This window comes from Micrococcus sp. iso_239 (genome assembly GCF_056173395.1).
This window is the reverse complement of record NZ_CM149672.1, coordinates 630,107-656,562: the sequence shown is the minus strand read 5'-3', so window position 1 is coordinate 656,562 and position 26,456 is coordinate 630,107. Positions and strand designations below refer to the sequence as shown.

General features: G+C 70.1%; 22 protein-coding genes, 1 tRNA gene and 3 pseudogenes. 13 read left to right on the top strand and 13 right to left on the bottom strand.

Annotated elements, in window-relative coordinates; genetic code table 11:
* Nucleotides 1-79: 79 nt before the first annotated feature.
* From AC0VX2_RS02985 to AC0VX2_RS02970, 4 genes are all read left to right on the top strand, one after another.
* A complete protein-coding gene (locus AC0VX2_RS02985) occupies nucleotides 80-481 on the top strand; it encodes a nuclear transport factor 2 family protein (protein WP_221845054.1) in 402 nt (133 codons plus the stop codon).
* A gap of 175 nt (nucleotides 482-656) precedes the next feature.
* Entirely contained in the window at nucleotides 657-977 is a 321-nt protein-coding gene (locus AC0VX2_RS02980; protein WP_221845055.1) for a transposase, read from the top strand.
* 288 nt (nucleotides 978-1,265) lie between these two features.
* Nucleotides 1,266-2,573 carry an ISL3 family transposase gene (locus tag AC0VX2_RS02975; RefSeq protein ID WP_012750681.1) on the top strand — a complete coding sequence of 436 codons (1,308 nt, stop codon included), beginning with the start codon at nucleotides 1,266-1,268 and terminating at the stop codon, nucleotides 2,571-2,573.
* A 195-nt stretch (nucleotides 2,574-2,768) separates the two neighbouring features.
* Complete coding sequence (locus AC0VX2_RS02970; RefSeq protein ID WP_221845056.1) at nucleotides 2,769-3,917, top strand: glycerol dehydrogenase; 1,149 nt, start codon at nucleotides 2,769-2,771, stop codon at nucleotides 3,915-3,917.
* Nucleotides 3,918-4,104: 187 nt separating this feature from the next.
* Here the strand turns inward: AC0VX2_RS02970 and AC0VX2_RS02965 are convergent.
* From AC0VX2_RS02965 to AC0VX2_RS02955, 3 genes and pseudogenes are all read right to left on the bottom strand, one after another.
* Nucleotides 4,105-5,003, bottom strand: a pseudogene (locus AC0VX2_RS02965) (IS5 family transposase).
* A gap of 94 nt (nucleotides 5,004-5,097) precedes the next feature.
* Nucleotides 5,098-5,854 (bottom strand): annotated as a pseudogene (locus AC0VX2_RS02960) (IS5 family transposase); the annotation flags it as partial.
* A 37-nt stretch (nucleotides 5,855-5,891) separates the two neighbouring features.
* Nucleotides 5,892-7,145, bottom strand: coding sequence for an IS256 family transposase (locus tag AC0VX2_RS02955; protein ID WP_095694973.1), 1,254 nt, complete (start codon nucleotides 7,143-7,145; stop codon nucleotides 5,892-5,894).
* A 617-nt stretch (nucleotides 7,146-7,762) separates the two neighbouring features.
* Here AC0VX2_RS02955 and AC0VX2_RS02950 point away from each other — a divergent pair.
* The 3 genes and pseudogenes from AC0VX2_RS02950 to AC0VX2_RS02940 form a co-directional block, all read left to right on the top strand.
* Nucleotides 7,763-9,286 carry an IS21-like element ISMlu14 family transposase gene (locus AC0VX2_RS02950; RefSeq protein ID WP_031943827.1) on the top strand — a complete coding sequence of 508 codons (1,524 nt, stop codon included), beginning with the start codon at nucleotides 7,763-7,765 and terminating at the stop codon, nucleotides 9,284-9,286.
* Nucleotides 9,283-10,068 carry an IS21-like element helper ATPase IstB gene (gene istB / locus AC0VX2_RS02945; protein WP_010078636.1) on the top strand — a complete coding sequence of 262 codons (786 nt, stop codon included), beginning with the start codon at nucleotides 9,283-9,285 and terminating at the stop codon, nucleotides 10,066-10,068. Before AC0VX2_RS02950 ends, istB begins: the two co-directional genes overlap by 4 nt.
* A 127-nt stretch (nucleotides 10,069-10,195) precedes the next feature.
* Nucleotides 10,196-10,678 (top strand): annotated as a pseudogene (locus AC0VX2_RS02940) (IS5 family transposase); the annotation flags it as partial.
* On the opposite strand, the gene AC0VX2_RS02935 reads toward AC0VX2_RS02940, so the two are convergent.
* The 6 genes from AC0VX2_RS02935 to AC0VX2_RS02910 form a co-directional block, all read right to left on the bottom strand.
* Complete coding sequence (locus AC0VX2_RS02935) at nucleotides 10,675-11,577, bottom strand: cytochrome c oxidase assembly protein (protein ID WP_036317477.1); 903 nt, start codon at nucleotides 11,575-11,577, stop codon at nucleotides 10,675-10,677. The pseudogene AC0VX2_RS02940 and the gene AC0VX2_RS02935 overlap by 4 nt on opposite strands.
* 497 nt (nucleotides 11,578-12,074) lie before the next feature.
* Entirely contained in the window at nucleotides 12,075-12,725 is a 651-nt protein-coding gene (locus AC0VX2_RS02930) for a vitamin K epoxide reductase family protein (RefSeq protein WP_020624358.1), read from the bottom strand.
* Between the two features lie 41 nt (nucleotides 12,726-12,766).
* Complete coding sequence (locus tag AC0VX2_RS02925; RefSeq protein ID WP_036317487.1) at nucleotides 12,767-13,519, bottom strand: DsbA family protein; 753 nt, start codon at nucleotides 13,517-13,519, stop codon at nucleotides 12,767-12,769.
* An 80-nt stretch (nucleotides 13,520-13,599) separates the two neighbouring features.
* A complete protein-coding gene (locus tag AC0VX2_RS02920) occupies nucleotides 13,600-14,517 on the bottom strand; it encodes a cation diffusion facilitator family transporter (RefSeq protein ID WP_041102741.1) in 918 nt (305 codons plus the stop codon).
* 72 nt (nucleotides 14,518-14,589) lie between these two features.
* Nucleotides 14,590-15,303, bottom strand: a complete 714-nt coding sequence (locus AC0VX2_RS02915; protein WP_036317504.1) for a cation diffusion facilitator family transporter — start codon at nucleotides 15,301-15,303, stop codon at nucleotides 14,590-14,592.
* Complete coding sequence (locus AC0VX2_RS02910) at nucleotides 15,300-15,632, bottom strand: ArsR/SmtB family transcription factor (protein WP_020628509.1); 333 nt, start codon at nucleotides 15,630-15,632, stop codon at nucleotides 15,300-15,302. Before AC0VX2_RS02910 ends, AC0VX2_RS02915 begins: the two co-directional genes overlap by 4 nt.
* Before the next feature lie 142 nt (nucleotides 15,633-15,774).
* Here AC0VX2_RS02910 and AC0VX2_RS02905 point away from each other — a divergent pair.
* Nucleotides 15,775-16,669, top strand: a protein-coding gene (locus tag AC0VX2_RS02905; protein WP_102708157.1) for an IS5 family transposase whose coding sequence is annotated in 2 segments (ribosomal slippage) — nucleotides 15,775-16,131 and nucleotides 16,133-16,669 — 894 coding nt in all. Because the reading frame shifts where the segments join, the coding sequence is not laid out codon by codon here.
* A 191-nt stretch (nucleotides 16,670-16,860) separates the two neighbouring features.
* Here the strand turns inward: AC0VX2_RS02905 and AC0VX2_RS02900 are convergent.
* A tRNA-Asn gene (locus AC0VX2_RS02900) sits at nucleotides 16,861-16,932 on the bottom strand.
* Between the two features lie 204 nt (nucleotides 16,933-17,136).
* Here AC0VX2_RS02900 and AC0VX2_RS02895 point away from each other — a divergent pair.
* Nucleotides 17,137-17,802 (top strand): PepSY domain-containing protein, encoded by a 666-nt coding sequence (locus AC0VX2_RS02895; protein ID WP_396729243.1) that lies wholly within the window; start codon nucleotides 17,137-17,139, stop codon nucleotides 17,800-17,802.
* Nucleotides 17,803-17,883: 81 nt separating this feature from the next.
* On the opposite strand, the gene dnaG is transcribed toward AC0VX2_RS02895, so the two are convergent.
* The 3 genes from dnaG to AC0VX2_RS02880 form a co-directional block, all read right to left on the bottom strand.
* The gene (dnaG, locus tag AC0VX2_RS02890) at nucleotides 17,884-19,794 is read right to left on the bottom strand and encodes a DNA primase (protein ID WP_396729246.1); all 1,911 of its coding nucleotides are present in this window, start codon (nucleotides 19,792-19,794) and stop codon (nucleotides 17,884-17,886) included.
* 30 nt (nucleotides 19,795-19,824) lie between these two features.
* Nucleotides 19,825-20,055, bottom strand: coding sequence for a hypothetical protein (locus tag AC0VX2_RS02885; protein WP_206452255.1), 231 nt, complete (start codon nucleotides 20,053-20,055; stop codon nucleotides 19,825-19,827).
* A gap of 62 nt (nucleotides 20,056-20,117) precedes the next feature.
* On the bottom strand, nucleotides 20,118-20,984 hold the full coding sequence (locus AC0VX2_RS02880) for a bile acid:sodium symporter (RefSeq protein WP_206452268.1): 867 nt from the start codon (nucleotides 20,982-20,984) through the stop codon (nucleotides 20,118-20,120).
* Between the two features lie 32 nt (nucleotides 20,985-21,016).
* Between AC0VX2_RS02880 and AC0VX2_RS02875 the strand changes: the two genes are divergently transcribed.
* The 4 genes from AC0VX2_RS02875 to AC0VX2_RS02860 all read left to right on the top strand — a co-directional run bounded on the left by AC0VX2_RS02875 (nucleotide 21,017) and on the right by AC0VX2_RS02860 (nucleotide 26,456).
* Nucleotides 21,017-22,600 (top strand): anthranilate synthase component I family protein, encoded by a 1,584-nt coding sequence (locus tag AC0VX2_RS02875; protein ID WP_396729249.1) that lies wholly within the window; start codon nucleotides 21,017-21,019, stop codon nucleotides 22,598-22,600.
* Between the two features lie 112 nt (nucleotides 22,601-22,712).
* Nucleotides 22,713-23,633, top strand: coding sequence for an SIR2 family NAD-dependent protein deacylase (locus tag AC0VX2_RS02870; RefSeq protein WP_101965809.1), 921 nt, complete (start codon nucleotides 22,713-22,715; stop codon nucleotides 23,631-23,633).
* Nucleotides 23,634-23,739: 106 nt separating this feature from the next.
* Nucleotides 23,740-24,831, top strand: a complete 1,092-nt coding sequence (locus AC0VX2_RS02865) for an iron ABC transporter substrate-binding protein (RefSeq protein WP_036317448.1) — start codon at nucleotides 23,740-23,742, stop codon at nucleotides 24,829-24,831.
* Between the two features lie 77 nt (nucleotides 24,832-24,908).
* Nucleotides 24,909-26,456, top strand: a complete 1,548-nt coding sequence (locus AC0VX2_RS02860) for an ABC transporter permease (RefSeq protein WP_010079202.1) — start codon at nucleotides 24,909-24,911, stop codon at nucleotides 26,454-26,456.

The following is a 26,456-nucleotide window of genomic DNA, read 5'->3' as shown; positions in this document are numbered from 1 at the left end:
CGTTGAAGTGACCACAACAGCATCGGCCACCCTCAGAGGGCGGCGATCCTGCTGCGGATCGAACGAAGGAGAACTGACCATGACTGCCACACCCCCCGTTGAGACCGTCGAAACCTACTTCACCCATCTGGCCCAGGGCAACGTCGAGCAGGCCATGGCCGTGCTCGACCCGGACGTCGCGTGGCACCAGCCTGGCGACAACCGCTTCTCGGGCGTGCACCGCGGCCCGGATGCCATCCGTGCCCTGATCGGCGGCATGATGGAGGCCACCGGCGGGACATTCGCGGTGGCCCCGACCGGCCCCCTCATGGCGAACGAGGACGTGGTGGCCGCCCCGGTGCGCTTCACGGGTCACCGAGATGGGCGAGAGCTGGACCAGCCCGGGGTGGATCTTCTCACTGTCCGGGACGGCCGGATCGTCGAGGTCCGGCTCTTCTCCTCAGACGGCCCCGCCGAGGACCAGTTCTGGGGGAAGGCGTAAGACGACGGCCAGGTTGCTCAGCAACCTGGCCGTCGTCGTTGCGGCATGTGCGCGACATACCGATCAGCGACCATCAGGAAGGTTGACATGAACTCCAAGCAGTACGCCCCAGAGCATCGTGAATGTTGCGCCCCGGGTTCGGTGCAGGCTCTGATTCCAGGAAGGATGAGGGGCTATGGCAGCACCGAGGAAGTACAGCGAGGAGTTGCGGGAGCGGGCCACCCGGATGGCGCTGGAGGCGATCGCTGACCCGGCCACGAAGCATGGGGCGATACGGCGGATCGCGGCCCAGCTCGATGTCCATCCCGAGGCGCTGCGCACCTGGGTGCGCACCGCAGAGGTCGATGCCGGCAAGCGCCCGGGAGTACCTACCGATGTGAATGAGCGCCTGGCGCAACTGGAGCGGGAGAACCGTGAGTTGCGCCGCGCCAATGAAATACTCCGCACCTCAGCTGCTTTTTTCGCCGCAGCGGAGCTCGACCGCAAGATCAAGTAGCCACTCACGACCAAGCCTCGAAGCGTGAGGTGCCGGTGGCGGTGGTCATCGACTACATCGATCACTTCCGCGACCGTGTCGTTGAGGGCAAGAAGCTCGGAGTCGAGCCGATCTGCCGGGTATTGAACCAGGCCGGTGTTCAGATCGCTCCGAGGACCTATTACGCCGCCAAAAATGGCTCTTCACGAACGAGGGTGTAGTCGGTTGAGCGCGTCGGTGGCCGGGTAGGGGTCGAGGTCTCCCGGATGATGGAAGTTCTTCACGCTCGCCATCCCGAAAGACCTCGACGTGCTCCACCCTACTTTCGCGACCCCTGACCTGACCACGTTCTGCCGCCTTGACGAGCTCGGCCTCGTCGCCGTCGGCCAGCTGATCGAGCCGGATCGGGCCACGATCGAATGCCGCGTCGTCGAGGACGACCCGTGGTGTCGGAAGTGCGGTGTCGAGGGCGTGCCGCGGGACACGGTCACGCGTCGACTGGCGCACGAGCCGTTCGGGCACCGGCCGACGACCCTGCTGGTGCGGGTGCGCCGGTACCGGTGCGGACACTGCCGGCGCACGTGGCGGCAGGACATGACGCGGGCAGCGGCGCCGCGTGCGAAGATCTCCCGCGGCGGCCTGGAGTGGGCGCTGCGGGGCATCGTCATCGACCACCTCACCGTCACCCGCGTCGCCGCAGGTCTCGGGGTGTCCTGGAGTGCCGCGAACGCCGCCGTCCTCGCGGAAGGCAAGCGGCGCCTGATCGACGACCCCGCCCGGTTCGACGGGGTCACCACGATCGGTGTCGACGAGCACGTCTGGCGACACACGAGGCTGGGCGACAAGTACGTCACCGTGATCATCGACCTCACCCCCGCGAGGAACAAGACCGGGCCGGCGAGGCTGCTGGACATGGTCGAGGGCCGCTCCAAGGCGGTGTTCAAGCAGTGGCTCGCCGCCCGCCCTGCGGACTGGGCGAAGCGGATCGAGGTGGTCGCGATGGACGGCTTCGCCGGGTTCAAGACCGCTGCCGCCGAGGAACTCCCCGACGCCGTCCCCGTCATGGACCCGTTCCACGTGGTCCGCCTCGCCGGCGACGCGCTGGATGTCTGCCGGCGTCGGGTCCAGCAAGACACCACCGGTCACCGCGGGCTCAAGGGCGACCCGCTCTACAAAGCCCGCCGCACCCTGCACACCGGGGCGAGCCTGCTCACCGACCGGCAGCGGGCACGCCTGGACGCAGTGTTCGCGAGCGAGGAGCACATCGAGGTCGAGGCGACCTGGGGCATCTACCAGCGCATCGTCGCGGCCTACCGGGAGCCCGACAAGAAGAAAGCGAAGGCGATGATGCAGGAGGTGATCGCTACGATCAGCAGCGGCGTTCCCGCGGCGCTCGTCGAGGTCCGCAAGCTCGGCCGGACCATGAAGCAGCGGGCGGGCGACATCCTCGCGTTCTTCGACCGCCCCGGCACCAGCAACGGCCCGACCGAGGCCATCAACGGGCGGCTCGAACACCTCCGCGGCTCCGCCCTCGGCTTCCGCAACCTCACCCACTACATCGCTCGGTCACTGCTCGAAGCCGGAGGGTTCAGACCCGCGCTACACCCTCGTTCGTGAAGAGCCGGTTTGAAGATCAACTTCGCGCGCGGTGCTGCTGCCCCTGGCCCGATCGCTTGCGCCAGTTGGGGGCCCGGCGGACTCGCCGCGATTCGCCTGCAAGGGTAGACGTACCCAGTAGGCGTTCATAGACTGACGGCACCAGCCCTTGATGAGGCGGCCCAGTCAAGAGAATGCAATCAGAGTGGAGTGACTATGAGCACCGTCGTCGAACATGTCCTGGCAGCCCCATCCCGGTACGTCCAAGGCCGGAACGTCATTCAGAAGCTGGGAAGCCATCTGAAGCCCTTGGGGTCCACACCTTTGTTGGTAGCCGACGATGTGGTCTGGGAGATCGTGGAGGACTCCTTGACTAAGGGCTTTGAAGAAGCTGACCTTCCTGTGACCCGTGTCGGCTTCGGCAAATTCGCTACGGCCGAGGCCGTGGACTCCCTCGTAGAGACTCTTCGTAACGGGGATCACGATGTCATCGTCGGCATCGGCGGCGGTTCCGCCATCGATGCGGCCAAAGCCGCAGGCCACCTCGCCGGCATCAGCTGGGCCAGTGTCCCCACGGCGGCATCCTCGGACGCGCCCACCTCAGCGCTCGCGGTGATCTACACAGATGAAGGTGAGTTCGTGGAATACCGGTTCTTTCCCAAGAATCCGGACCTGGTGCTCATTGATACTGTCCTGGTGGCCAATGCCCCGGAGCGGTTCCTGGTCGGGGGCATTGGAGATGCGCTGGCCACCTGGGTGGAAGCACGCGCCGTCGCTAAGACCAGGGCACAAACCATGGTGGGCGATGCCCCAACCCATACCGGCACCGCTCTTGCGGAACTGTCGTGGAAGATTCTGTGGGAGAACGCCCTGGACGCCCTGGATGCTGTGCGCTCCAGAACGGTCACTCCCGCCTTAGAAGCCGTGGTGGAGGCAAACACGCTGCTCTCCGGTCTCGGCTTCGAATCCGGGGGGCTGGCCGCGGCCCACGCCATTCATAACGGCATGACAGCTGCCCCACAGACCCATGGCCTGACCCACGGTGAAAAGGTCAATATCGGCACACTGACCCAGCTCATCATGGAGGGTGCGCCATCGGCGGAGATCGAAGACTTCATAGTCTTCAGCACCAAGGTTGGACTCCCGAACAGCCTCGCCGAAATTGGCCTGGCTCCAGAGGATCGGAAGGAGATTCGCGCTATCGCCGAAGCTGCCACGGTCGAAGGCGAGACCATCCACAATATGCCCTTCACGGTGACCCCGGAACTGGTTGCCGAGGCTATGACCGTGGCTGAGACCCTCTCCCGCCGCATCCGCGCAGAGCACGGCCTGCCCGAACCACAGCTGTATCAAGCCGAGCACTAAGAAGTGGGCTGCTGAGGCCCTCGCGCCGGTGCAGCAATTACGACGGCGGCGTCGTCGTCGCCTGATGCTGGAGTGAGCTGAGGGCGGCGACGACTACCGGGCTGCTGGCTTGCGAGGTCCGCACATGAGCCACAATTCTCCGCACCGGTGTCGGATCGCTCAGCTGCCGCACCACTAGGGCGTGTTGCTAAAGTAGGGTAGTCAGCCAGTGCAGTGTCGCTGGGAGGCTGAGCCCGGCGTGATAGTTCCGGGCGTACTTGTCCGAACGCATCGCGATCCCTCGCCACTGTTTGAGCCGGTTGAAGCACCGCTCCACGACATTGCGTCCCCGGTAGCGCTGGCGCTGGTCTTCACCGAAGTCGATCGGCCGGCCCGGGCGTCTGCGCCGGTGCGTGATCTGATCGGCCCGCTCGGGGATCGTGGCCGCGATGCCATGCCGGCGCAGCCAGGCCCGGTTCGCCTTCGAGGGGTAGCCCTTGTCTGCAATCAGGCGGTCAGGCCGCATCCGGGGCCGCCCACGGGCCCCGGCAACGCTGATCTGCTCCAGCGTGGTGGCCAGCATCGAGGTGTGAAGCCACCTGCCCGCCGGTCACCACGAACGCCAGCACCCTGCCCTTGCCATCACAGACCAGATGATTCTTCGTCGTCAGACCGCCACGGGAGCATCCGATGGCATGGTCAGCCGGCTCGTCCGCTGATTTCTTGTAGTTCATCCAGGCCCCCTGTGGGGCGGGGCAGGGTCGCCCCGTGCTGGTGGACGCGCACGATCGTGGAATCGATCGAGGCCACCCAATCCAGCTCGCCAGCCTGCTGTGCCATGGACTGGGTCTTCTCCAGCACCCGCTCCCACACGCCCTGGGCGGCCCACCGGTTGAAGTTCTTGTAGATCGTGTTCCAGTTCCCGAACCGCTCGGGCAGATCCCGCCACGGCGCCCCGGTGCGGAAGCGCCACGCGGTGGCCTCGACCACCGCGCGCCGATCCACCGGCGGCCGACCGGTGGACTTCGCTTCCGGGAACAGTGGGCCGATCACGGCCCAGACCTCGTCCGAGATGACATCACGCGACATGACCCCAGACTCGCGCATCCACGTCCCCGAACCCTTTAGCAACACGCCCTAGAGGTGACCTACCGACCTACCTCGACCGGCTCCGAGCAGTAGAACAGCGCCACGGCCGCCACTAGGGCATGTCTGACAATCGTTTTGACCATGCGAGCACAGCATTCAGGACCACAGCGGCCCTGTAGATGATCGCGTACTTGTCATACCGCGTCGCCAGACCCCGCCACTGCTTCAGGTGAGCGTACTGACGCTCGATGACGTTGCGGCCCTTGTAGGCGTCCGCGTCGAGGCCAATGGGGCGCCCGCCGCGGGCACCGCGCCGTCTGCGGTGGCCCTGCTGGTCGGCCGGTTCAGGGATGACCGCTTTGATCCCACGGGCACGTAGGTGGGTGCGGATCGCCCGGGAGGAGTACGCCTTATCGCCCAGCACCGCCGCAGGGCGGGTCCGGGGCCGCCCTACTGGCCGGGTCACGCGCAGCTGCTCCAGAAGAGGAAGCAGCATCGGGGAGTCCCCTGCCTGGCCGGGGGTGATCAGGCTGACCAGCGGCAGCCCGGTCCCATCGACGAGCTGATGGATCTTCGTGCTCAGCCCGCCACGGGAGCGCCCGATGCCGTGATCGGCCGGCTCCTCACGCGGATTCTTGTAGTTCGACCCATCCCCCTGTGAGGCGGGTGATGTTCGTCGCGTGCTGATGCGCGCGGGCGATCGTGGAGTCCACCGAGACCGACCAATCGATCAGGCCTTCGGCGTCAGCGGCGGCGGTCAGCGTGGCCAGCACCGTGTCCCAGGTGCCCTCTTCGGCCAAGCGCCGATGCCAGGTCCACACGGTCTGCCAGGGCCCGTAGACCTCGGGCAGATCCCTCCAGGTCAAGCCCCTCGTGATGGTGTAGCGGTCTGATCCTTCATGGGGGTCAGGCGCTGAGGCCGAGGGTGAGTTCGGTGTCGGGGTCCACCTCGTCTCCGGTGTTGGTCACGGTGGTGAGCCTGCAGCGGGCCAGGACTTCGAGACCGAGGTAGCGTCGACCCTCGGCCCATTCATCGGTCTGCTCGGCCAGCACCGCACCCACGAGCCTGACGATGGCCGCCCGGTTGGGGAAGATGCCCACCGCGTCGGTGCGACGGCGGATCTCCCGGTTGAGCCGCTCGGCCGGGTTGTTCGACCAGACCTGCGTCCAGACGTCCTTCGGGAACGTGGTGAAGGCCAGGATGTCCGCCCGGGCGGCGTCGAGGTGTTCAGCCACGGTGGGCAGCTTCTCGCTCACGTAGTCCAGGAGCCGGTCGAACTGCGCGTGCACGCTGGCCGCATCGGGCTGGTCATAGACCGAGTGCAGCATGGCTTTCACGGCCGGCCACATGTTCTTCGGGGTGATGCCCATCAGGTTCGCCGCGTAATGGGTGCGGCAGCGCTGCCACGTCGCTCCGGGCAGGTTCGCCGCGATGGCGTCCTTGAGTCCGGTGTGGGCGTCAGAAGTGACCAACCGGACCCCGGCCAGGCCGCGGGCGACCAGGTCGGCGAAGAACTCGTTCCACGCCGCCCCGGTCTCCGAGGTGGCGACCCGCAGGCCCAGGACCTCGCGGTGGCCGTCAGCGTTGACCCCGGTGGCCAGCAGCACCACGGCGTTGACCACGCGCCCGCCCTCGCGGACCTTCATGCTCAGCGCATCGGCGGCCACGAACGTGAACGGGCCGGCCACCCCGAGCGGGCGGTGGCGGAAGGCCTCGACCTGCTCGTCGAGCTCGGTGGCCATCCGGGAGACTTGGGACTTGGACAGGGCGTTGACGCCCAGAGTCTTGACCAGCTTGTCCATCCGTCGGGTCGAGACCCCGGCGAGGTAGCAGTCAGCGACCACGGTGATCAGCGCCGACTCCGCTCTCTTCCTGCGTTCAAGTAGCCAGTCCGGGAAGTACGTGCCCGATCTGAGCTTGGGGATGGCCACGTCCAGGGTGCCGACCCGGGTGTCCAGGTCCCGGTGGCGGTACCCGTTCCGCTGAGCAGTGCGCGAGGAGCTGGGCTTGCCCCATTCGGCACCGACCACCGCGTCGGCATCCGCGGACAGCAAGGTGTTGATCATGGTCTGCAGCAGATGGCGCATCATGTCCGGGGACGCTTCAGACAGGGCTTCTCCGAGCAGGCCGGCAGGGTCGAGAATATGAGGAGCGGTCATCGTGATGACTCCATTCGAGGATTCTGTGGAAGGTTGACTCGACGGATCACACGGTGGCCGCGTCCACGTCTGAGACGACACGCCCGACCACCGGGCGCTACACCACTATGCGGGACTCAACTTTGGGGTCGCGTTCACACACCTATTGGTCACCTCGTCCTAAGGAGTTGACCTCATGAGAGAACCTTCATCTGAACCACTTCCGGACTTCACCACCGGCGAAGGGCTCCGTGTCCTGCTGGAGCAGCTCACCGCCGAGCATCTCTGGCGCACACACCCCGCCGCCCGCGCGTTGATGCAGTATGCGCAGGAGAAGTACCTTCCGCTCGCACGGTCCTGGCACCGCGACCCCGCCGATGCCGCGTACGAGTGTAAGCGGCCATGAAAAGCTGCCCATAGGTGGCTGTAAGCGGCCATGAAAAGCTGCCCATAGGTGGCCAGGGAATGACCCGCTGACGGCCATGAGGACTGCCCAGTGATGGCCACGGGAACTGCCCGGTGCTGGCCATCTGGTTTGCCCGCGTTGCTCGTTGCCCGCCGCGTCGTGAGCCGGCGGGGGCCTCCTCCCCGGGTTGGATATCGGTGTCGAATCGAATCCAGCGAGGAAGAGGCCCTGAATGAAGGATGCCGCAGAAACCATGAAAATACTCAGTGCCTATGACCTGACCAAGTCATTGCGGGGCGCCGCCGAGCTGGCCGGTTGCTCCCATCACACCGTGGCCCGGCTGGTGCGGGCCCGCGACGCCGGCCAGACCCCTGGATCCGGAGCCAGCCGCCCGAAGGTCACCGATGTCTGGCTGCCCAAGATCGAGGAATGGGTCGAGGCCTCCACGGGCAGGATCCGCGCCGATGTCGTGCACGCCAAGCTCACCGCAATGGGCTACACCGGCTCTGAGCGCTCCACCCGGCGGGCGGTGGCCGAGGTGAAGGCCGCCTGGCGGGCCGGGAAGCGCCGGGTGCACCGGCCCTGGATCACCGAGCCGGGCGCATGGCTGCAGTACGACTTCGGCGATGGGCCGGCGATCGACGGGGCCAAGACGGTGCTGTTCGTGGCCTGGCTGGCCTGGTCCCGCTACCGGATCGTCATCGCCCTGCGTGATAGGACGGCTCCGAGTGTGTTCGCCGCCCTGGACCGGTGCTTCCGGCTGATCGGGGGCGCGCCGACCTATGTGCTGACGGATAACGAGAAGACAGTGACGGTCTCTCATGTGGCCGGGGTGCCGGTGCGTAACCAGGCCACCGTGGCGTTCGCTCGGCATTACGGCGTGGAGGTGCTGACCTGCCAGCCAGCGGATCCGGCCGCCAAGGGCGGGGTGGAGAACGCGGTGAAGCTGGCCAAGGCCGACCTGGTCCCGAAGGACACCAACCTGCGGGACCAGTACGCCTCGTTCGCTGAGCTCGAGGCCGCCTGCGCGGGGTTCATGGCCATGGTGAACTCCCGGGAGCACCGGGTGACCCGGCGCCGCCCGGACCACATGCTCGCCGAGGAGACCAGCGCGTTGCATCGGATCCCCGCCACGGCGCACACCGTGGCCTACGGGGTGGGACGGAAGGTGCCGGAGAACACGCCGATGGTCTCCTTCGAAAACGCCCAGTACTCGGTGCCCGCGCACCTGCTCGGGGCCGAGGTGTTCGTGCGCCATCACGGCACCGGACCGGACTCGATGGTGGTGATCATGCACGCCGGTGCGCAGGGGCCGGTGGAGGTCGCCCGGCACCGGGTGGCCCGGCCCGGGTCCCCGGCCATCGACGACGCGCACTTCCCCGGCCACGAGACGGACAAGGTGCCCGGGGACTACACCCCGGTGCCCCGTTCGGCGGCGGAGGCCGAGTTCCTGGCCATCGGGGCCGGAGCGAGGACCTGGCTGGTGGAGGCCGCCGCGGCCGGCACCAGCCGGATCGGTCAGAAGATGGCCGAGGCCGTCACCCTGGCCAAGCTCGCCGGCACCGACCAGGTCGACCGCGCCCTCGGGGTGGCCGCGGTGCACCAGCGCTTCGCCCACGGCGACCTGGCCTCCCTGCTCACCGCCGCCGGCCACCGCACCGGGATGCACACCGCCACCGAGGAACGGTCCCTGACCCAGGGCACCGCCGGCTGGGCCGGCCTCGGTACCTCCAACACCGAGGGGGCAGCCCGGTGAGCATCCACACCCCGAACACCGCCGCACCGGCGCTGCCGGCCGATTTGGAGGCGCTGTTGCGGCAGCTGAAGATGCCCCACGCCCGCGGTATCGCCGCCGAGGTACTGGCCACCGCCCGGGCCCAACGCTGGGAGCCGGCCGAGGTCCTCAAGGCCCTGCTGGTCGAGGAGACCACCGGTCGGGCCCGATCCATGCTCGCCGCCCGGCGCAAGGCCGCCGGGTTCCCCACCGGCAAGACCTTCACGACCTGGGATCCGGGCGCCTCCTCGATCCCGGCCCCGACCCAGCAGTCCCTGCGCACCCTGGAATGGCTCTCGCGCAGAGAGAACCTCGTGGTCTGCGGGCCCTCCGGCACCGGCAAGACCTTCTTCCTCGAGGCCCTGGGCCAGCAGGCCGTGGAGGAGGGCAAGCGGGTGGCCTGGTTCACCCTGGAGGACCTCGGGGCGATGATCCGGGCCCACCGGCCCGATGACACCATCACCAAAGCCGTCGCCCGAATCCTGCGCGCCGACCTGATCGTCATCGACGACATCGGCCTGCTGCCGGTCGCCGACGATGCCGCCGAGGGCCTCTACCGCATCGTGGACGCCGCCTACGAGAAACGCTCCGTAGCGATCAGCTCGAACCTGCACCCGGCCGGCTTCGACGAGCTGATGCCCAAGACCCTGGCCACCGCCACCGTGGACCGGCTCCTGCACCACGCCCACGTGTGCCAGACCACCGGAGACTCCGTACGGATGACCCAGGCAATGGCCGGGAAGGGAGTCATGCCACTGAACTGATCCCATCACGGTGGCCAGCACCACCACCCAAACGGGCAAACCAGCTGGCCACCAGTGGGCAGTTCTGATGGCCACCAGCGGGAAGAAACACTGGCCGCCTATGGGCAGAACTCAATGGCCCTTGACATCCCGGGGAGGGCTGAGCACGAAGATCCATCAGCTCGTCGATGGGACCGGGCTGCCGCTGGTCAGCCTGATCACCCCCGGCCAAGCCGGGGACTCCCCGATGCTGCTGCCGCTGCTGGGGCGGCTGCGCGTGGCACGGCCGGTAGGGCGGCCCCGGACCCGCCCCGAGGCGGTGCTGGGCGACAAGGCGTACTCCTCCCGGGCGATCCGCACCCACCTGCGTGCCCGCCGGATCAAAGCCGTGATCCCCGAGCCGGCGGATCAGCAGGGCCACCGCAGGCGCCGCGGCTCGGCCGGTGGCCGTCCCGTGGGCCTGGACTCGCAGGCTTACAAGGGCCGGAACGTGATCGAGCGCCAGTACGCGCACCTGAAGCAATGGCGGGGCCTGGCGACCCGGTACGACAAGTACGCGATCGTCTACCGGGCCGCCGTGGTGTTGAACGCTGTGCTCGCGTGGTCCAAACGATTGTCAGACATGCCCTAGCTCTCGTTCCGTCTTCGGGAGAGGCTGGCGAGGTACTCGTTGTAAGAGTCGAGTTCGGCGTCCTCGGCTTTCTGTCGCTGTCTCGAGGTGCGCACGTCGCGGGCTCGCCAGCGGGACAGGCAGACGATGAGCACTACGAACATCGGCAGCTCCGCGTAGGTCCATACCAGCGTGCCGGCGATCGCCTGGTCGATGACGGGGTCATGGCTGCCTGTGGGGGTGGCGTATGCGCTGAACAGCGGTGTGGCGGTACGGAGCAGGATCAGGCCGAAAATGGCGTGGATCTGGATCTCGACGGCGATATCGACGAATCGTGCGGCGAAGGAGGGTTGGCGCGGTAGCGGATCGGAGGACCATAGCGGTGTTGCCGAGACGATGCCGAGGACGAGGATGACGAAGAGCAAGGCGTCCTGGCCGAAGGGGATGCGCATGATGACGCTGATCGCGTCGGTCAGGTAGAGGACCGGGTACAGCAGTATCGCAATGACGATGGCGACCACAGGGTGCAGTGCGGCGCTCCAGAATCGTGAGCGCAGTCCCCCGTGCGCGGCACGGAGCACGAGACGCCCGAGGCCGGTGTGCGGTGTGCTGCGCAGGAGCAGCAGCCCGGGTGACCCTGCGATGAGGAGCGGCGGAACGACGGTCAGCAGGGTGATCTGCTGGAACACCAGCGCTGTGATGGATTCCGTCGCGAGACGGTTCACACCGAACATCGTGATAGCGAAGATCAGGGCGCACCCGATCAGGAACGATGCTGTGCGGGCGATCGCCCAACGGCGCCTGTTTCGCCACATCCAGATCGCTCCTCGCAGATACAGTGCCGCGAACAGCAGAGCGGCGATGCCGACGGGTGAGCCGGTGAGGGGTTCGAACGTGACCCACTGGTCGATCGGCGGCACAGCGAATTTCCCTTCATCGAGGCGATCAAACGTCGGCGACTTCGGCCGCGGTGGTGGTGCCGGAGCGGGGTCAGGTGAGGCCGGAGTAGGAGTGGGGCCTTGGCCCTTGATCGTGGACACGGTGTCGGTTCGGTTATGCCGCTTCCGCAAGCGGCACCGGCTCCCAGGGCAACCAGGTACAAGGGAATCTGCCACCGCTCCAGCCAGCCGATCATGTACTTCCTTTCCGGGCGAGGACCTTGCCTCCATCCTCACGGAGCTGCCCGGTTGTCGCGACGTGGCGGTAGAGGGCCTGTTGGACAAGGAACCTACTGCCTGCCCTTCTCGGTTTCCCAACCTGTGTCCGGCTTTGCCGACAGCTCGGCTCCTCACGCCTCAGGTAGTGCCCGAGCGCCAGCCCTGCTTGGCGGGCGCCGATCACTAGCACGTCGGTCTTGGCCATGGTGTGGTTTCTCCTCGTTGCGGGCGCGTGGGCGGGCCGTAGTGCGGCTGGTGTGTCAGTAACCGGTGAGGGCCGGGAAGAAGGTCCAGAACACCGAGGCGGCCACGGCCACATAGGCGATGGCCACCAGGGTTCCGGCCCAGCCGGCGGAGAACCGCACCACCGCGGCGTGCGCGGGGATCACGCCGTGGGCGAGGTTGCGCACGGTGAGCAGGATGAACAGCGGGATCATCGCCGCCCACACGATCATGCAGTACAGGCACAGGATGTGGATCTCGAACAACGCCTGGGACCACAGCCAGATGGTGAACACCGTGCCGGCGGTGACCCCGGCCTGCAGGCCGGCCCAGTACCAGCGCCCGGGGCTCGCCCCGGAGAGGGTCACCATGGCGGTGGTGATGACCACGGCGAACGCCACGATGCCGATCAACGGGTTGGGGAAGCCGAACAGCTCGGACTGCCAGGTCCCCATCACCTTCCCGCAAGACACCCAGGGGTTGATGTCACAGCTGGTGATGTACCCGGCATCCTCGTACAGCTCCAGGCGTTCGAGCACCAGGATCGCCGAGGCCACCCAGCCGACCACCCCGGTGATCAACAGCACCAGGCCGAACGGACGGTGCCGGGCGACAGTCGGTATCCCCGCTACGTCGGAGGCCTGCCCGGTACCGGCAGGGCGGTCGGTGGTGGTCGTGGGGATCGTCACGGGTGAATTGGTGTCGGTGTCGGGGACACTCATGGGCCCGGTCAGTCCGTCGTGGCGGCGGCGTCGACCTCGGCGCGGAACTGCTCGAGGGTGTTCAGAGTGAGCATCTGTCCGTCCAGGAAGAAGGTCGGGGTGCCCTGCACGCCCAGCGCGGTCCCGTCGGCCACGTCGGCCTCGATGCGGTCGCGGGTGGCCGGGTCAGCCACCGCGGCATCGTAGGCGGCCATGTCCAGGCCGAGATCCTCGGCGTAACCGCGGAACACCGGGCTCCGGTCCTCAGTGGTATGGCTCCACTGCTCCTGGGTGTCGAACATCTGCTGATACATCGCCTCGTACTGTCCCTGCTGGCCGGCGGCTTCCACGGCTACGGCGGCGGTCATCGAGTTGGGATGTCCGGGCAGCGGGAAGTAGCGGTGCACAAAGGTCACCGTGTCGGCGTACTCGGCGCGCAGTTCTTCCACGACCGGGTAGGCGGCCTTGCAGCCCTCGCACTCGAAGTCCAGGAACTCCACCAGCACGGCCTGCTCGTTCGGGGCCTTGGACAGTACCCGGCTGTCTGGGCGCATCACCGGCGTGGCCTCCGAGGGGGCGCTCTGCCCGGTCCCGGAGGAGGCAGTTTGCCCGGAGCCCTGGGGGGCGGCGTCGCGGGGGCCGCTGGCGGCCACCACTCCGACGATCAGCCCGGCCAGCACCACAGCGGCCAGTACGACCCAGACGATGGTCTTGGCCTTGCGGGATGTGGTGCCCGGTGTTGACGGATCAGAGGGGGTCGGATTGCGGGTCGGTGTGCTCACGAAGGGATCCGTTTCGGTCGGTGGCGACGGCACCCTGCCGTCGGGGTGGGAATGAGCTGGGGCTGGGATGCAGGGGTGGGTCAGGGGTGGAGGGTCTCAGTGTGGGGGTGGGTGGCCGGTTCGATTTGGAAGGTGGAGTGTTCGATGGGTACTTGGAAATCCTGGGCCACGCACCGTTGCAGGTCGGTCAGCACAGTGCCCAGGTGCGCGGCGGTCAGGCAGCCGTTGTGCACGGTGACGTGCGCGGAGAGCACGGGGGTGTCGGAGTCGATGCGTGAAGCGTGCAGGTCATGGACCTCCAGCACGTGCGGCAGCTCCGATAGCCGGATGCGGACCGCCTCCAGGTCCAAGCCCTTGGGGGTGGTCTCCATGAGTACGTCGATGGTGTCGCGAAGCAGGATCAGGGCTCTGGGCACGATCAGTGCGGCGATCAACAGGGACACCACCGCATCGGCGCGATTCCAGCCGGTGGTGGCGATCACGATCGCCGAAACGATCACTGCGACCGATCCCAGGGCGTCGTTGAGTACCTCCAGGAACGCGGCCTTCATGTTCAGGTTCTCACCTCGGGAAGAGGCCAGGATCGCCAGACCGATGAGGTTGCCAGCCAAACCGATCACCCCGAACCAGAGCATCGCGGTGGATTCGACCTCGGGGGGTTCGATGAGCCGGCGTACGCCCTCCACGGCTACGAAGCCGCCCACGGCCAGCAGCACCGCGGCCTGCGCGGCCGCGGCGATGATCTCGGCGCGCTTGTACCCCCAGGTGCGCTTGTCCGTGGCCGGGCGCAGCGCCAGGGTCGCGGCGGTCAGGGCGATCAGCAACCCGGCTGAGTCAGTAAACATGTGCCCGGCGTCGGCCAGCAGGGCCAGACTGCCCGAAGCCAGCGCGCCGATGACCTCGGCGACCATGATCGTCGCGGTGATGGAGAAGACCACGGCCAGCCGGCCCCGCCGGCCCGCCGCCGGAAGAGCATGGGAATGATCGTGTCCGCTCATACCGGGGTCTCTTCCACTCGATGAATCATCAGCTTAACGTCACCATCCTGTCCGGCGATACTGAAGGCACGCTCAATGCGCACAGCAGGCGCAATCCGCCCCGCAGCCATCGCCGTCCTTCTCGTTCTGGTCCCCGGCGATCAGCGCGGAGGCGGGGGTGCAGCAGGCATCCCCGCGCCAGGCCTCCACCCCTTCCTTGAGGGCGACGGCGGCGATCACCAGGGCCGCGACTGGGTCGGCCCAGGTCCAGCCCAGGGTGCTGTTGAGGACCAGGCCCACCAGCAGGACCGCCGAGAGGTAGGTGCAGATCAGGGTCTGTTTGGAGTCGGCCACCGCGGAGGCGGACCCGAGTTCGCGGCCAGTGCGCCGCTCGAACCAGGACAGGAACGGCATGATGGCCAAGCTCACGGCGGCCAGCACGATCCCCACCGTGGAATGCTCCGGTTGCCCGGCCCCGAACAGGGTGCGCACGGCGTCGACGGTGATGAAGGCGGCCAAGCCGAAGAAGGAGAAGGCGATCAGGCGCAGCGCCACCTTCTCCCGGCGGTGCGGGTCCGGGGTGGCGAACTGCCAGGCCACCGCGGCGGCGGAGAGGACCTCCACGATGGAGTCCAAGCCGAAGCCGATCAACGCGGAGGACGAGGCCACGGTGCCGGCGGCCAGGGCGATGGCCGCCTCGATCACGTTGTAGGTGATGGTTCCGGCCACGATCCAGCGGATCCGGCGGTGCAGGACCGCACGGCGGTCGTCCGTGAGGGGCTTGGAGCTCAGCGTGAGGGTGCTCATGCGCAGGTGCATCCCGCAGCGGAGCAGCAATCCGGGTCGATGGTCAGCGTCAACTCCAGCAGCTCCCCAAGGGTCTGGCCCAGCCGGGGGTCGGCCAGGGCGTACCAGACGTTGCGGCCCTCGGCGGTAGTGGTCACCAGCCCGCAGCCGCGCAGGCAGGCCAACTGGTTGGACATCACCTGCTTGGACACCCCCAGCTCCCCGGCCAGCGCCGACGGGCGGGCCGGCCCATCACGCAGGGCCAGCAGGATCCGGGTCCGGGTGTCATCAGAGAGGGCATGGCCCAGTCGGGACAACGCCGAGACATGAGTGAGGGTCGTGGTGCTCATGCCTAGAACGGTACAGCATAACGTGTACCCTTGTCGGGGTGCCGCCCGGCAAGCGGCCGGCACCATGGCCCGATCCCAGGAGGTCCGCGCAACTAGGGCGTGTCTGAGAATAGATGCACGAGTCAGCTGAGACCCTGGGGACATGTCCCGGTTCCAGATGCTCTCTGACACCCAATGGGAGTTGATCGCCCCGATGCTCCCGACCCGGACCGGCCGCGCCGGCAGGCCGTTCGCCGACGCCCGCACCATGGTGGAGGCGATCATCTACCGGTACCGGTGCGGAATCGCTTGGAGGGATCTGCCCGAGGTCTACGGGCCCTGGCAGACCGTGTGGACCTGGCATCGGCGCTTGGCCGAAAAAGGCACCTGGGACACGGTGCTGGCCACGCTGACCGCCGCCGCTGACGCCGAAGGCCTGATCGATTGGTCGGTCTCGGTGGACTCCACGATCGCCCGCGCCCACCAGCACGCGACGAACATCACCCGCCACACAGGGGGATGGATCGAACTACAAGAATCCGCGTGAGGAGCCGGCCGATCACGGCATCGGGCGCTCCCGTGGCGGGCTGAGCACGAAGATCCATCAGCTCGTCGATGGGACCGGGCTGCCGCTGGTCAGCCTGATCACCCCCGGCCAGGCAGGGGACTCCCCGATGCTGCTTCCTCTTTTGGAGCAGCTGCGCGTGACCCGGCCAGTAGGGCAGCCCCGGACCCGCCCCGAGGCCGTGCTGGGCGACAAGGCGTACTCCTCCCGGGCGATCCGCACCCACCTACGCGCCCGTGGGATCAAAGCGGTCATCCCCGAACCAGCCGACCAGCAGGGCCACCGCAGACGGCGCGGTGCCCGCGGCGGGCGCCCCATTGGCCTCGACGCGGCCGCCTACAAGGGCCGCAATGTCATCGAGCGCCAGTACGCGCACCTGAAGCAGTGGCGGGGTCTGGCGACCCGGTATGACAAGTACGCGATCGTCTACAGGGCCGCTGTGGTCCTGAATGCTGTGCTCGCGTGGTCGAAGGCATTGTCAGACACGCCCTAGCAGCAGCGCTCGGCGTCTCACAGAGCGGCATCTCACACCGGCTTCGCGCGCGGGTGGCCTTTACGTTGGAGGAGCTGGCCACCATCGCGGGGTGGCTCGACATCACGCTCGCTGAACTGTTCGGCCCGGTCGTCCTCCAGGCACGAAGAAGCCCCCGCACCGACATGGTCGGTGCAGGGGCCTCAGGATCGCTCCCCCGGTTGGATTCGAACCAACAACCCTTCGATTAACAGTCGAATGCTCTGCCGTTGAGCTACGGGGGAATGTGCCGCGAACCGCCGGAGCCGTTCGGACAACGGATGGAACTCTACCAGAGCCCCCGCCCGCGTGCCACCCGGCCGCGGGGCGCCGTCGTCGCCCTGCCCGCCCCCGGGGACCGGGCCCTTGCCAGGCACGGTTCCGGCGGGCCTACGGTGCGAGGACATCCCCAGAATCATCAGGAACGGACCCGAAGGAGAGACGTGTCCATGACCATCACGACCCTCACGCGTAAGACCGCCCTGACCGGCACGGGCATGCTCGCCGCCCTCGCCCTCGCGGCCTGCGGCACCACGGCCGACAACGGCGACGACGGCTCCGCCTCGCCGGGGGTCGACGCCTCCTCGGCGGTGGCGAGCACCCCCACCACGGACGACGCGTCGGCCTCGGCGTCGTCGTCGGCCTCGTCGACGTCGGCGTCGTCGACGGCCGCCGCGGCCAGCAGCGGCTCGGGCACCGGCCAGGCCGACGACCCCGCCTACGCGGTGATCGACGCGGTCCTGGAGAAGCACGGCGACGGCATCATCGTCGAGGTGGACGCCAACGATGACGACACGACCTGGGAGGTCGACGTCGTGGTGGGCGAGGAGGTGAAGGAGCTGGACGTCACCGCCGACGGCGACATCACCGAGACCGACCGCGAGTCGGATCTCGAGGACGTCCAGAAGGCGAAGGACGCCGAGGTCACCGCCCAGCAGGCACTCGACACCGCCCGGGAGGGCCGTGACGGGGTGACCCTGGACGAGATGGACCTGGAGGACGACAACGGCACCCTCCAGTGGGAGGTCGGGTTCGATCGCGAGGACGGCTCCGACGGCCCCGAGGTCGAGATCGACGCCACGTCCGGCGAGGTGCTCACGGTCGACGAGCGCTGACGCCGCGCGGCCGACGGGCCGCCGTTTCCCGAACGAAAACGCGCCTGGAGCCGCCGTTTCCCGAACGAAAACGGGTGGGGGTCAGTCGTCGGCTCGGAGGGCCCGGCGGCGCGCCTCCAGTTCCATGAGCTCGCTGTTGAGGCGGGTGAACTCGGCGGGGTCGCCCTCGGGGCCGAGCCGCTGCAGGCGCCCGAGCAGCTCCTCCTTGCGGTGCACGATCTGCAGGGCGAACAGGCGGTTCATGATGTCCCGGCAGTACCGGTCCACATCCTCGGGAGTGCGGGCGGGCAGGTCGCGGACGGCCAGCTCGGAGACGACGCCGGCCACCTCCTGGGGCACGGCGTCCCGCACGGCGTCCACCCAGCGCTGCGGCGTCGCCCCCGCCGACCCGGCCATCTTCACGCCCTGGTGGACGGCGGCGTACTGCGGGACCGTGAAGCGGGCGGCGTACAGCGCGGTCCACTGCTCTGCGGAGAGCAGGGTCGGATGCTGCAGCACCACCTCGAGGGACTCCCGCTCCCGACGGGCGACGGGGTCGCGCGGATCCACCGGCACCACGATCCGCGGCGCCGGGGCGGCGGCCTCCCCGTGGCGGCCCGTGGGCCCGATCGCCTGCCCGTCGTCCGCCGGGGCCGGCCGTGCCTCGGGCTCGGGCCCCCGCCGCGGCGCGCGCCCGGCCGCGGCCACGGCGCGGTGCACGGCGTTCGGGTCCAGGCCGAGCCAGCCGGCCAGCTCCCGCTCGTAGCCGGGACGCAGGACGGCGTCCTTGATGCCCGCCACGATCGGCGCGGCGTGGCGCAGGGCGCCGGCGCGGCCCTCGACGGTGTTCAGGTCGTAGTCCTTCAGCCCCGCCCGGATCGCGAATTCGAAGAGCGGCCGCCGCGAGGCGATGAGCGCGCGCACGGCCTCGTCGCCCTTCTGCATGCGCAGGTCGCACGGGTCCATGCCGCTGGGCTCCACGGCCACGAACGTCTTGGCGAGGAAGCGGTGGTCCTCGTCGAACGCCTTGAGGGCGGCCTTCTGCCCGGCCTCGTCGCCGTCGAAGGTGAAGATCACCTCGCCGCCCGTGCCGTCGTCGGAGATCAGGCGGCGGGCCACCTTGATGTGGTCCGCGCCGAACGCGGTGCCGCACGTGGCCACCGCCGTCCCGACGCCGGCCAGGTGGGCCGCCATCACGTCCGTGTAGCCCTCGACGAGCACCAGCTGACGCTCCTTGGCGATGGTCCGCTTGGCCAGGTCGATCCCGTAGAGCACCTGCGACTTCTTGTAGAGCGGCGTCTCGGGGGTGTTGAGGTACTTGGGCCCGGGGTCGTCGTCGTATAGCTTGCGCGCGCCGAAGCCGATGGTCGCGCCGGTCATGTCCCGGATGGGCCAGAGCAGACGGCCGCGGAACCGGTCGTACAGGCCGCGCTGTCCCTCGGACACCAGCCCGGAGGCGCGCAGCTCCTCGTCCCGGAACCCCTTCTGCCGGAGGTGGTCCAGCAGATGCGACCACCCCTGCGGGGCATATCCGAGGCCGAACTGCGCCGCGTGCTCCTGTGTGAATCCCCGCTGGGTGAGGAAGTCGCGGGCGGCCTGCGCCTCGGGCGAGCCGAGGGCACGACGGAAGAACTCGTCCGCCACCTTGTTCGCCTCGAACAGACGACGACGGCGCCCCGTCTCCGCCTTGTCCGGGCCGGTGCCGCCGTCCTCGTAGTGCAGCTCCACCCCCACGCGGGACGCCAGTCGCTCCACGGTCTCCGTGAAGGTGGTGTGCTCGAGTTCCATCAGGAAGCTGATGACGTCCCCGTGCGCGCCGCAGCCAAAGCAGTGGTAGGTGCCCACGCCGGGGCGCACGTGGAACGACGGCGTCCGCTCGTCGTGGAACGGGCACAGCCCCTTGAATGAGCCCACGCCCGCCGAGCGCAGGGTGACGAACTCCTCCACGACGGCCTTCAGATCCGTGCGCTCGCGGACGAGGTCGATGTCCTTGCGCACGATCAGTCCAGCCATGCGGACCATTCTAGGGACGGGGCGGGGCGGTCAGCCCCGAGCGGAACCGGCCTCCGTGGACGCGCCGGACTCCCGCGCACCCTGTGCAGGAGTCGAGTGCCCGGACCCCGGGCGCGCGTCGGCGGTCTCCGCCGGTCGGCCGGTCACCGGGTCGATCACGGGCAGCGCGCCGGTGGCCGCCTCGACCAGCGGATGGAACAGCGCGGCCGAAGCCAGGCCGCCGTGACGGCGGCGCGCCGAGGACACGAACGAGAGGCTCATGTCGCCCACCATAGCGACCCGGGACCGTGATTCCGGTCACGGTAAGGCAACATTCTGGGCGGTCAGGTCACGGTTCGACGCGCGCCCGCCCCCGCGGACTGCCCGTGCAGCGGCAGCAGCCGGGGCACCAGCCGGACGAGGCTCACCATCGCCCCGAGCTCCACGAGCGTCTGCGTCACCACCACGAGCGGGGCCGGGTCCAGGCTCGCCGGCAGGGCCAAGGCCAGTGGGAGCACCACCAGGGAGTTCCGCGTCGCGCCCGAGAACACGAGCGCCCGCCCGGCGGGCACGTCGAGGCGCGCCCACCGCGCAGCCACCACGCCGAGGGCCACCATCACGGCGGCGAACGCCGCGAACAGGGGCACGACGACGGCCAGCGCGGGCAGCCGCTCCCCCACCCCGCGGATCTGTGAGGCGACCACCGTGAACAGCGTGACGACCATGAGCGGGACCATCGCCGCCGTGAACCCGCGCACCACCCCGGCCGCCGCGCACCGCACCCCACCGCGGCCGCGCGCCGCACCCCACTGGAGCAGCGCCGCGAGCGCGAGCGGCACCAGAATCAGCATGACCAGAGCACGGACGAAGGGCCCGACGTCGACCGCGGCCACCGCCGCCCCGCCCGCGAGTGCGGTGAACGCGATGACGTAGTCCACGCACGGGGCCAGCAGCACGAGGAGCACGCCCACGAGCAGCGCGTCGTCGTGGGCCACGAACCGGCTCAGCCCGAACACCACCGCCGGCACCACCACGAAGTTCAGGACCAGCAGTGCCCCGAGGAACCTGCCGTCCCGCAGCCCCGCGCCCAGCGCGGCGAACGGCACCGCCAGGAACGTCGCCAGCAGGAGCAGCGCGAGGACCGGCTCGACGAGCACCGCCCACGCGTCGGCCCCGGGCACGGCCCACCCGACGACGGCGCCCGCGGCGATCCCGGCGGGGTCTGGCCCCTACGCTGGGGGCCATGCCCACCGCCCCCGCACCGCCCGAGGCCGCCGCCACCCCGTTGCATGTGGCCGTGCGCACGCTCGACGCCGCGGCGCTCGCGGCGGCCGGGCACACGGCGGCGACCGCCGTGGCCGCGGTCTATGCGCACGCCGTCGTGCGCGGGGCCGCGTCGTTCTGGCTGGACTCCGCTCTGCCGGACCCGGCCGAGGCGCGCTGGTCCGTGGCGGGCGACGGGCTGGACGTGCTCGGCGAGGAGCAGGGTCGCGTGCCCTCCCCTGGCCCGCGCCTGGTCCGGCACGACGACCCCGCCGATCCGGACCGCGCGTGGGCGGACCTCGGGGCCGCGGCCGCGCCCCGGTCGGTGGTCGGCGGCGAGGGCCTGCCCCTGCGCGGCGGCCTGGTCGGCTGGCTCGGCTACGAGCTCGGCCTGGCGGATCTGGGGGTGACACCGCCCTCACGCCGACCCGAGGACCCCGCAGCCCTGCCCGCGCAGTTCTGGGTGCGCCCCTCCCGCTACGCCGTGGCCGACCACGCGGCCGGGGTGCTGCACTGCTGCGTCGTCTCCCTCGATCCGACCGCCGCCGAGGCCGGGGCCGACCGCTGGGCGGCGGACGTGCGCCGCGCCCTCGCCGCGGCCCGCCGCGATCTCGAGACGGCGGCGGGCGACGCCGTCGTGCCGCCCCCGGAGGACGCCGGCCCGGGGCCGCGGGCCGACGAGGAGGCGCCGGGCACGTGGCGCGAGGACCGGGCGGCGTACGCCGAGCAGATCGCCCGTTGCCGCGCCGCGCTGCATGCCGGCGACTCCTACGAGCTGTGCCTGACCACCCGCTTCGACGCCGATCCCGGGCTGCGCGTGGACCCGCTGGTCCTCTTCCACGAGCTCGCCGCGCACCAGCCGGCCCCGTATGCGGCGCTGCTGGAGCACGGCACGGGCGCCCGCCGGTGGGCCGTGGTCTCTGCCTCACCGGAGCGGTTCCTCGCCGGGCGCGAGGGCCGGTACAGCACCAAGCCGATCAAGGGCACGGCCGCCCGCCTGCCGGACCCGGTCGCGGACGCCGCGGCCGCCCGCGCGCTCGCCGACGACCCCAAGACGCGCGCCGAGAACCTCATGATCGTGGACCTGCTGCGCAACGACCTCTCGCGGGTGTGCGAGCCCGGCTCTGTCGAAGTCCCCTCCCTCATGGCGGTCGAGAGCTACGCGACCGTCCACCAGCTCGTCTCCACGGTCACGGGCACGGCACGGGCCGGCGTCGCACCCGTGGACGTGGTCCGCTCCCTCTTCCCCGGCGGCTCGATGACCGGCGCGCCGAAGCGCCGCAGCGTCGAGCTGCTGGCCGCGTGGGAGGCCTCCCCACGGGGGGTCTACTCCGGAGCGCTGGGGATGCTGGGCGCGGACGGGACGACGTCGTTGTCCGTCGTGATCCGCACGGCGGTGCTCGCCGGGGGCCGGTGGTCGGTGGGGGCCGGCGGGGCGATCGTCGCGGACTCGGACCCGGCCGCCGAGCACGACGAGGTCCTCCTCAAGGCCCGCGGCCTGCGCCGGGCCCTCGCCCGCGCCGCCGGAACGGGCGTGCCGACGACGGCGCCCGACGTCGCCTGACCCCACACCGTGGTCCGGGGGCGATATTCGGCGGTATTCCGACGGAATAACGCCGCAAACCGCCCCCGGACGAGGGGGGCGCCCACCCGTGCCGCCTGCCTAGGCTGGGGACATGGCCGATCCGCACCCCGTCCTCGCCGCCTCCGCCCCCGTCCTCGCCGCCTCCGCTCCCGTCCTCGCCGCCTCCGCTCCCGACCTCGACCCTGGCGCGCTGGACGCCGTCCGCGCGCTCGTGGCCGCCGCCGAGCGTCCCGTGGTGCTCTCCGGGGCGGGGATGAGCGCCGAGTCCGGCATCCCCACGTTCCGTGACGCCCAGACCGGCCTGTGGGAGCGCTTCTCCGCGGAACAGCTCGCCACGGAGGAGGCGTTCCTCGCCGATCCCGCGCTCGTGTGGTCCTGGTACCGGTGGCGTGCCCGGATGGTGCGGGCCCGCCGACCGAATCCGGGGCACGACGCCGTCGCCGCCTGGCAGCGCCGCACACCCGACCTGGAGGTGGTCACCCAGAACGTGGACGACCTGCACGAGCGGGCCGGCGCCCGCGTGCTCGCGCACCTGCACGGCTCGCTGTTCGAACACCGCTGCGCCGAGTGCGGGGCCCCGGCGGACGTGGACCCGGGCGCGCCCTCGGACGTGGACGCGGCCGGCTCGGAGGCGGACCTGGAGGCGATGCTGCGTGAGGCGCCGCCGGCGTGCCCGGCGTGCGGGACGGGACGGATCCGGCCGGGCGTGGTGTGGTTCGGCGAGATGCTGCCGCAGGAGCCGTGGGAGCGCGCCTACGAGGCGCTGGAGCGCTGCGACCTGGCCCTCGTCGTCCGCACCTCGGGCCTGATCCAGCCGGCCGCGTCCCTGCCGTTCGTGGCGCTGGGAGCCGGGGTCGCCGTCGTCGAGGTGAACCCCGTGAAGACCGAGCTGAGCGGCGCGGTGACGCACGCGCTGCGCGGCTCGGCCGGGGCGGTGCTGCCCGCGCTCGTCGCCGGCGTCTGGCCCGGGCCGTCGGGGGCCTTGTCGACTGCGAGGCACGTCACATGGTGACGCAATAGACAACACACGCATGACTTAATAGGCTCCCCTTGCCGGCCCGCCAGGAACCCCTGGCCCGCGGCGCCGCCCCCGCCACTCCTCCCGAATCGAGATTGCCATGCCCCAGTCCCGCGCCCTCTCGCGTGGTGTCCGCCTCTCGGCCGTGTCCGCCACGCTGCTGCTCGCCCTGACCGCCTGCGCCGGCGGCACCGGCGGCTCCGGCTCGGACTCCGCGTCCGGCGCGGCGTCCGGCTCCGCCTCCGCCGCCGAGTCGGACAAGAAGGTCACCCTGTACTCGGGCCGCAGCGAGGACCTCGTCCAGCCGATCCTGGACGAGTTCACCGACGAGACCGGCATCGAGGTGGAGGTCCGCTACGACAAGACCCCCGCCATGGCCGCGCAGCTGATCGAGGAGGGCGAGGGCTCCCCCGCCGACGTGTTCCTCTCCCAGGATGCGGGCGCGCTCGGCGCCGTCGCCAAGGAGGGCCTGTTCACGCCCCTCGCCCAGGAGACCCTGGACCGCGTGCCCGAGACCTACCGGGACGACGAGGGCGACTGGGTCGGCCTGACCGGCCGCGTCCGCGTGCTGGCCTACAACGAGGAGAAGGTCCCCGAGGCCGACCTCCCGACGTCGGTCGACGAGCTGACCGATCCGAAGTGGAAGGGCCGCGTCGGCGTCGCCCCCACCAACGCGTCCTTCCAGACGTTCGTCACCGCCCTTCGCCTGCAGAAGGGCGAGGACGAGGCCCGGACCTGGCTCGAGGACTTCGCCGCCAACGACCCGCAGCGCCGCGAGAAGAACGGCGAGATCCTCGCCGACGTGGACGCCGGCACCCTGGACACCGGCCTGGTCAACCACTACTACCTGTTCGAGCTGGCCCGGGAGAAGGGCGTCGCCCCGGAGGAGCTGGGCGCGTCCCTGCACTTCTTCCCCGACGGCGACCTCGGCTCGCTGGTGAACGTGTCCGGCATGGGCCTGGTGGGCGAGCAGGAGGACGGCGACGCCGCCGCCCTCGTGGAGTACCTTCTCTCCGAGGACGGTCAGTCGTACTTCGCCGAGGAGACCGGCGAGTACCCGCTCGTGGAGGGCGTGGAGCAGCCGGCCGGCTTCCCGGAGCTCTCCGAGGTCAAGGCCCCCGACGTGGACCTCAACGACCTGGACGACCTCCAGACCACCATCCAGATGATCCAGGAGGCGGGCCTGCTCTGACCCCCCGAGCACCGGAGCCGGCCGTCCGCCGCACGCGCGGACGGCGCGCTCCCGCGGCGCTGACCGCCGCGGCCCTCGTGGCCGCGGCGGTCGCGCTCGTCCCCATCGGCTACCTGTTCCTGCGCACCGCCCAGGGCGGGTTCGGCCCCTGGCTGGACGCCGTCGTGAGCCCGCGCGTGGGCGCCCTGGCCGCCACCTCGCTCGCGCTCACCGCCGTGGTGACCGCGCTGTGCCTGGTGATCGGCGTGGGCGCCGCCTGGCTCGTCACCCGCACCGACACGCCCGGCCGCGGCCTGCTGGCCGTCCTGCTGGCGCTGCCGCTGGCCGTGCCCTCCTACGTGGCGGCGTTCACGTGGGTGTCCGTCTCGGACCTGCTGCCCGGCGTGGAGGCGGGGCGCTTCGAGGGGTTCTGGGCCGCGGTGACGGTGATGACCCTCTACACGTACCCGTACGTATACCTGCCGGTGGCGGCCGCGCTCTCCCGCATCGACCCCGGCCAGGAGGACGTGGCCCGCTCGCTCGGCCGCGGCCCCGCCGCCACGCTGTTCACCGTCACGCTCGCCCAAGTGCGCCCGGCGATCGCCGGCGGCGCCCTGCTGGTGGCCCTCTACGTGCTCTCCGACTTCGGCGCCGTGGCCATCCTGCGCTTGGACACCTTCACCCGGGCGATCTTCACGGCGCTCGAGGTGGGCTTCAACCGGCAGCTCGCCCTCACCCTGGCCACCGTGCTCGTGCTGCTGACGGTGCTGGTGCTCTGGGGCGAGTCCCGCACCCGCCGGGCCGACGACGGCGTCCGCTCCGGTCGCACGGTCCGCCGGGTCAGCGTGCACCGGCTGGGCCGGTCCCGCTGGGTCGGCACCGGGCTCCTCGCCGTGGTCACGGGCGCCGCGCTGGGCGTGCCCGCGGTGAGCCTGGTCCGCTGGATGGGCGAGGGCACGTCCCTGTCCGCCGTCCGGGACCGCTGGCTCGACGCCGTCTCCGGCTCCGTGGTCCTGGCGGGCGCGGGCGCGGCGCTCACCCTCGCCCTCGCCCTGCCGATCGGCATCCTCGCCGCCCGCCACCCGGGGCGCGTCTCCCGGATCGCCGAGCGCGCCGCGTTCCTCGCGCACGGGCTGCCCGGCGTCGTCGTGGGGCTCTCCCTCGTGTTCCTCGGGGTCTCCCTGGTCCCGGCGCTCTACCAGACCACGTGGATGGTGGCCTTCGCCTACGCCACCCTGTTCCTGCCGCTGGCGGTCACGTCGGTGGCCGGGGCCGTCGCCCAGTCCTCCCCTGCCCTCGAGGAGGCGGCCCGGTCCCTGGGCTCCTCGGGCGCCGAGGTGCTGCGCCGCGTGACCCTGCCGCTGGCGCTGCCGGGGGTGGGCGCCGGCGTCGCGCTGGTGGCCCTCACCGCCATGAAGGAGCTGCCCGCCACGCTGCTGCTGCGGCCCACCGGCATGGACACGCTCGCCACCCGCCTGTGGAACGCCACCAGCGTGGGCCGGTACGCCGAGGCCGCCCCCTACGCGCTCACCCTCGTGCTGCTCGCCGCGGTGCCCACGTGGGTGGTGGTCCACCGCACGGGGATCGTCGCGGCCGTGCGCGGCCGCTCGAGCGCCCCGTCGACCCCGAACGAGGTGTCAGAATGA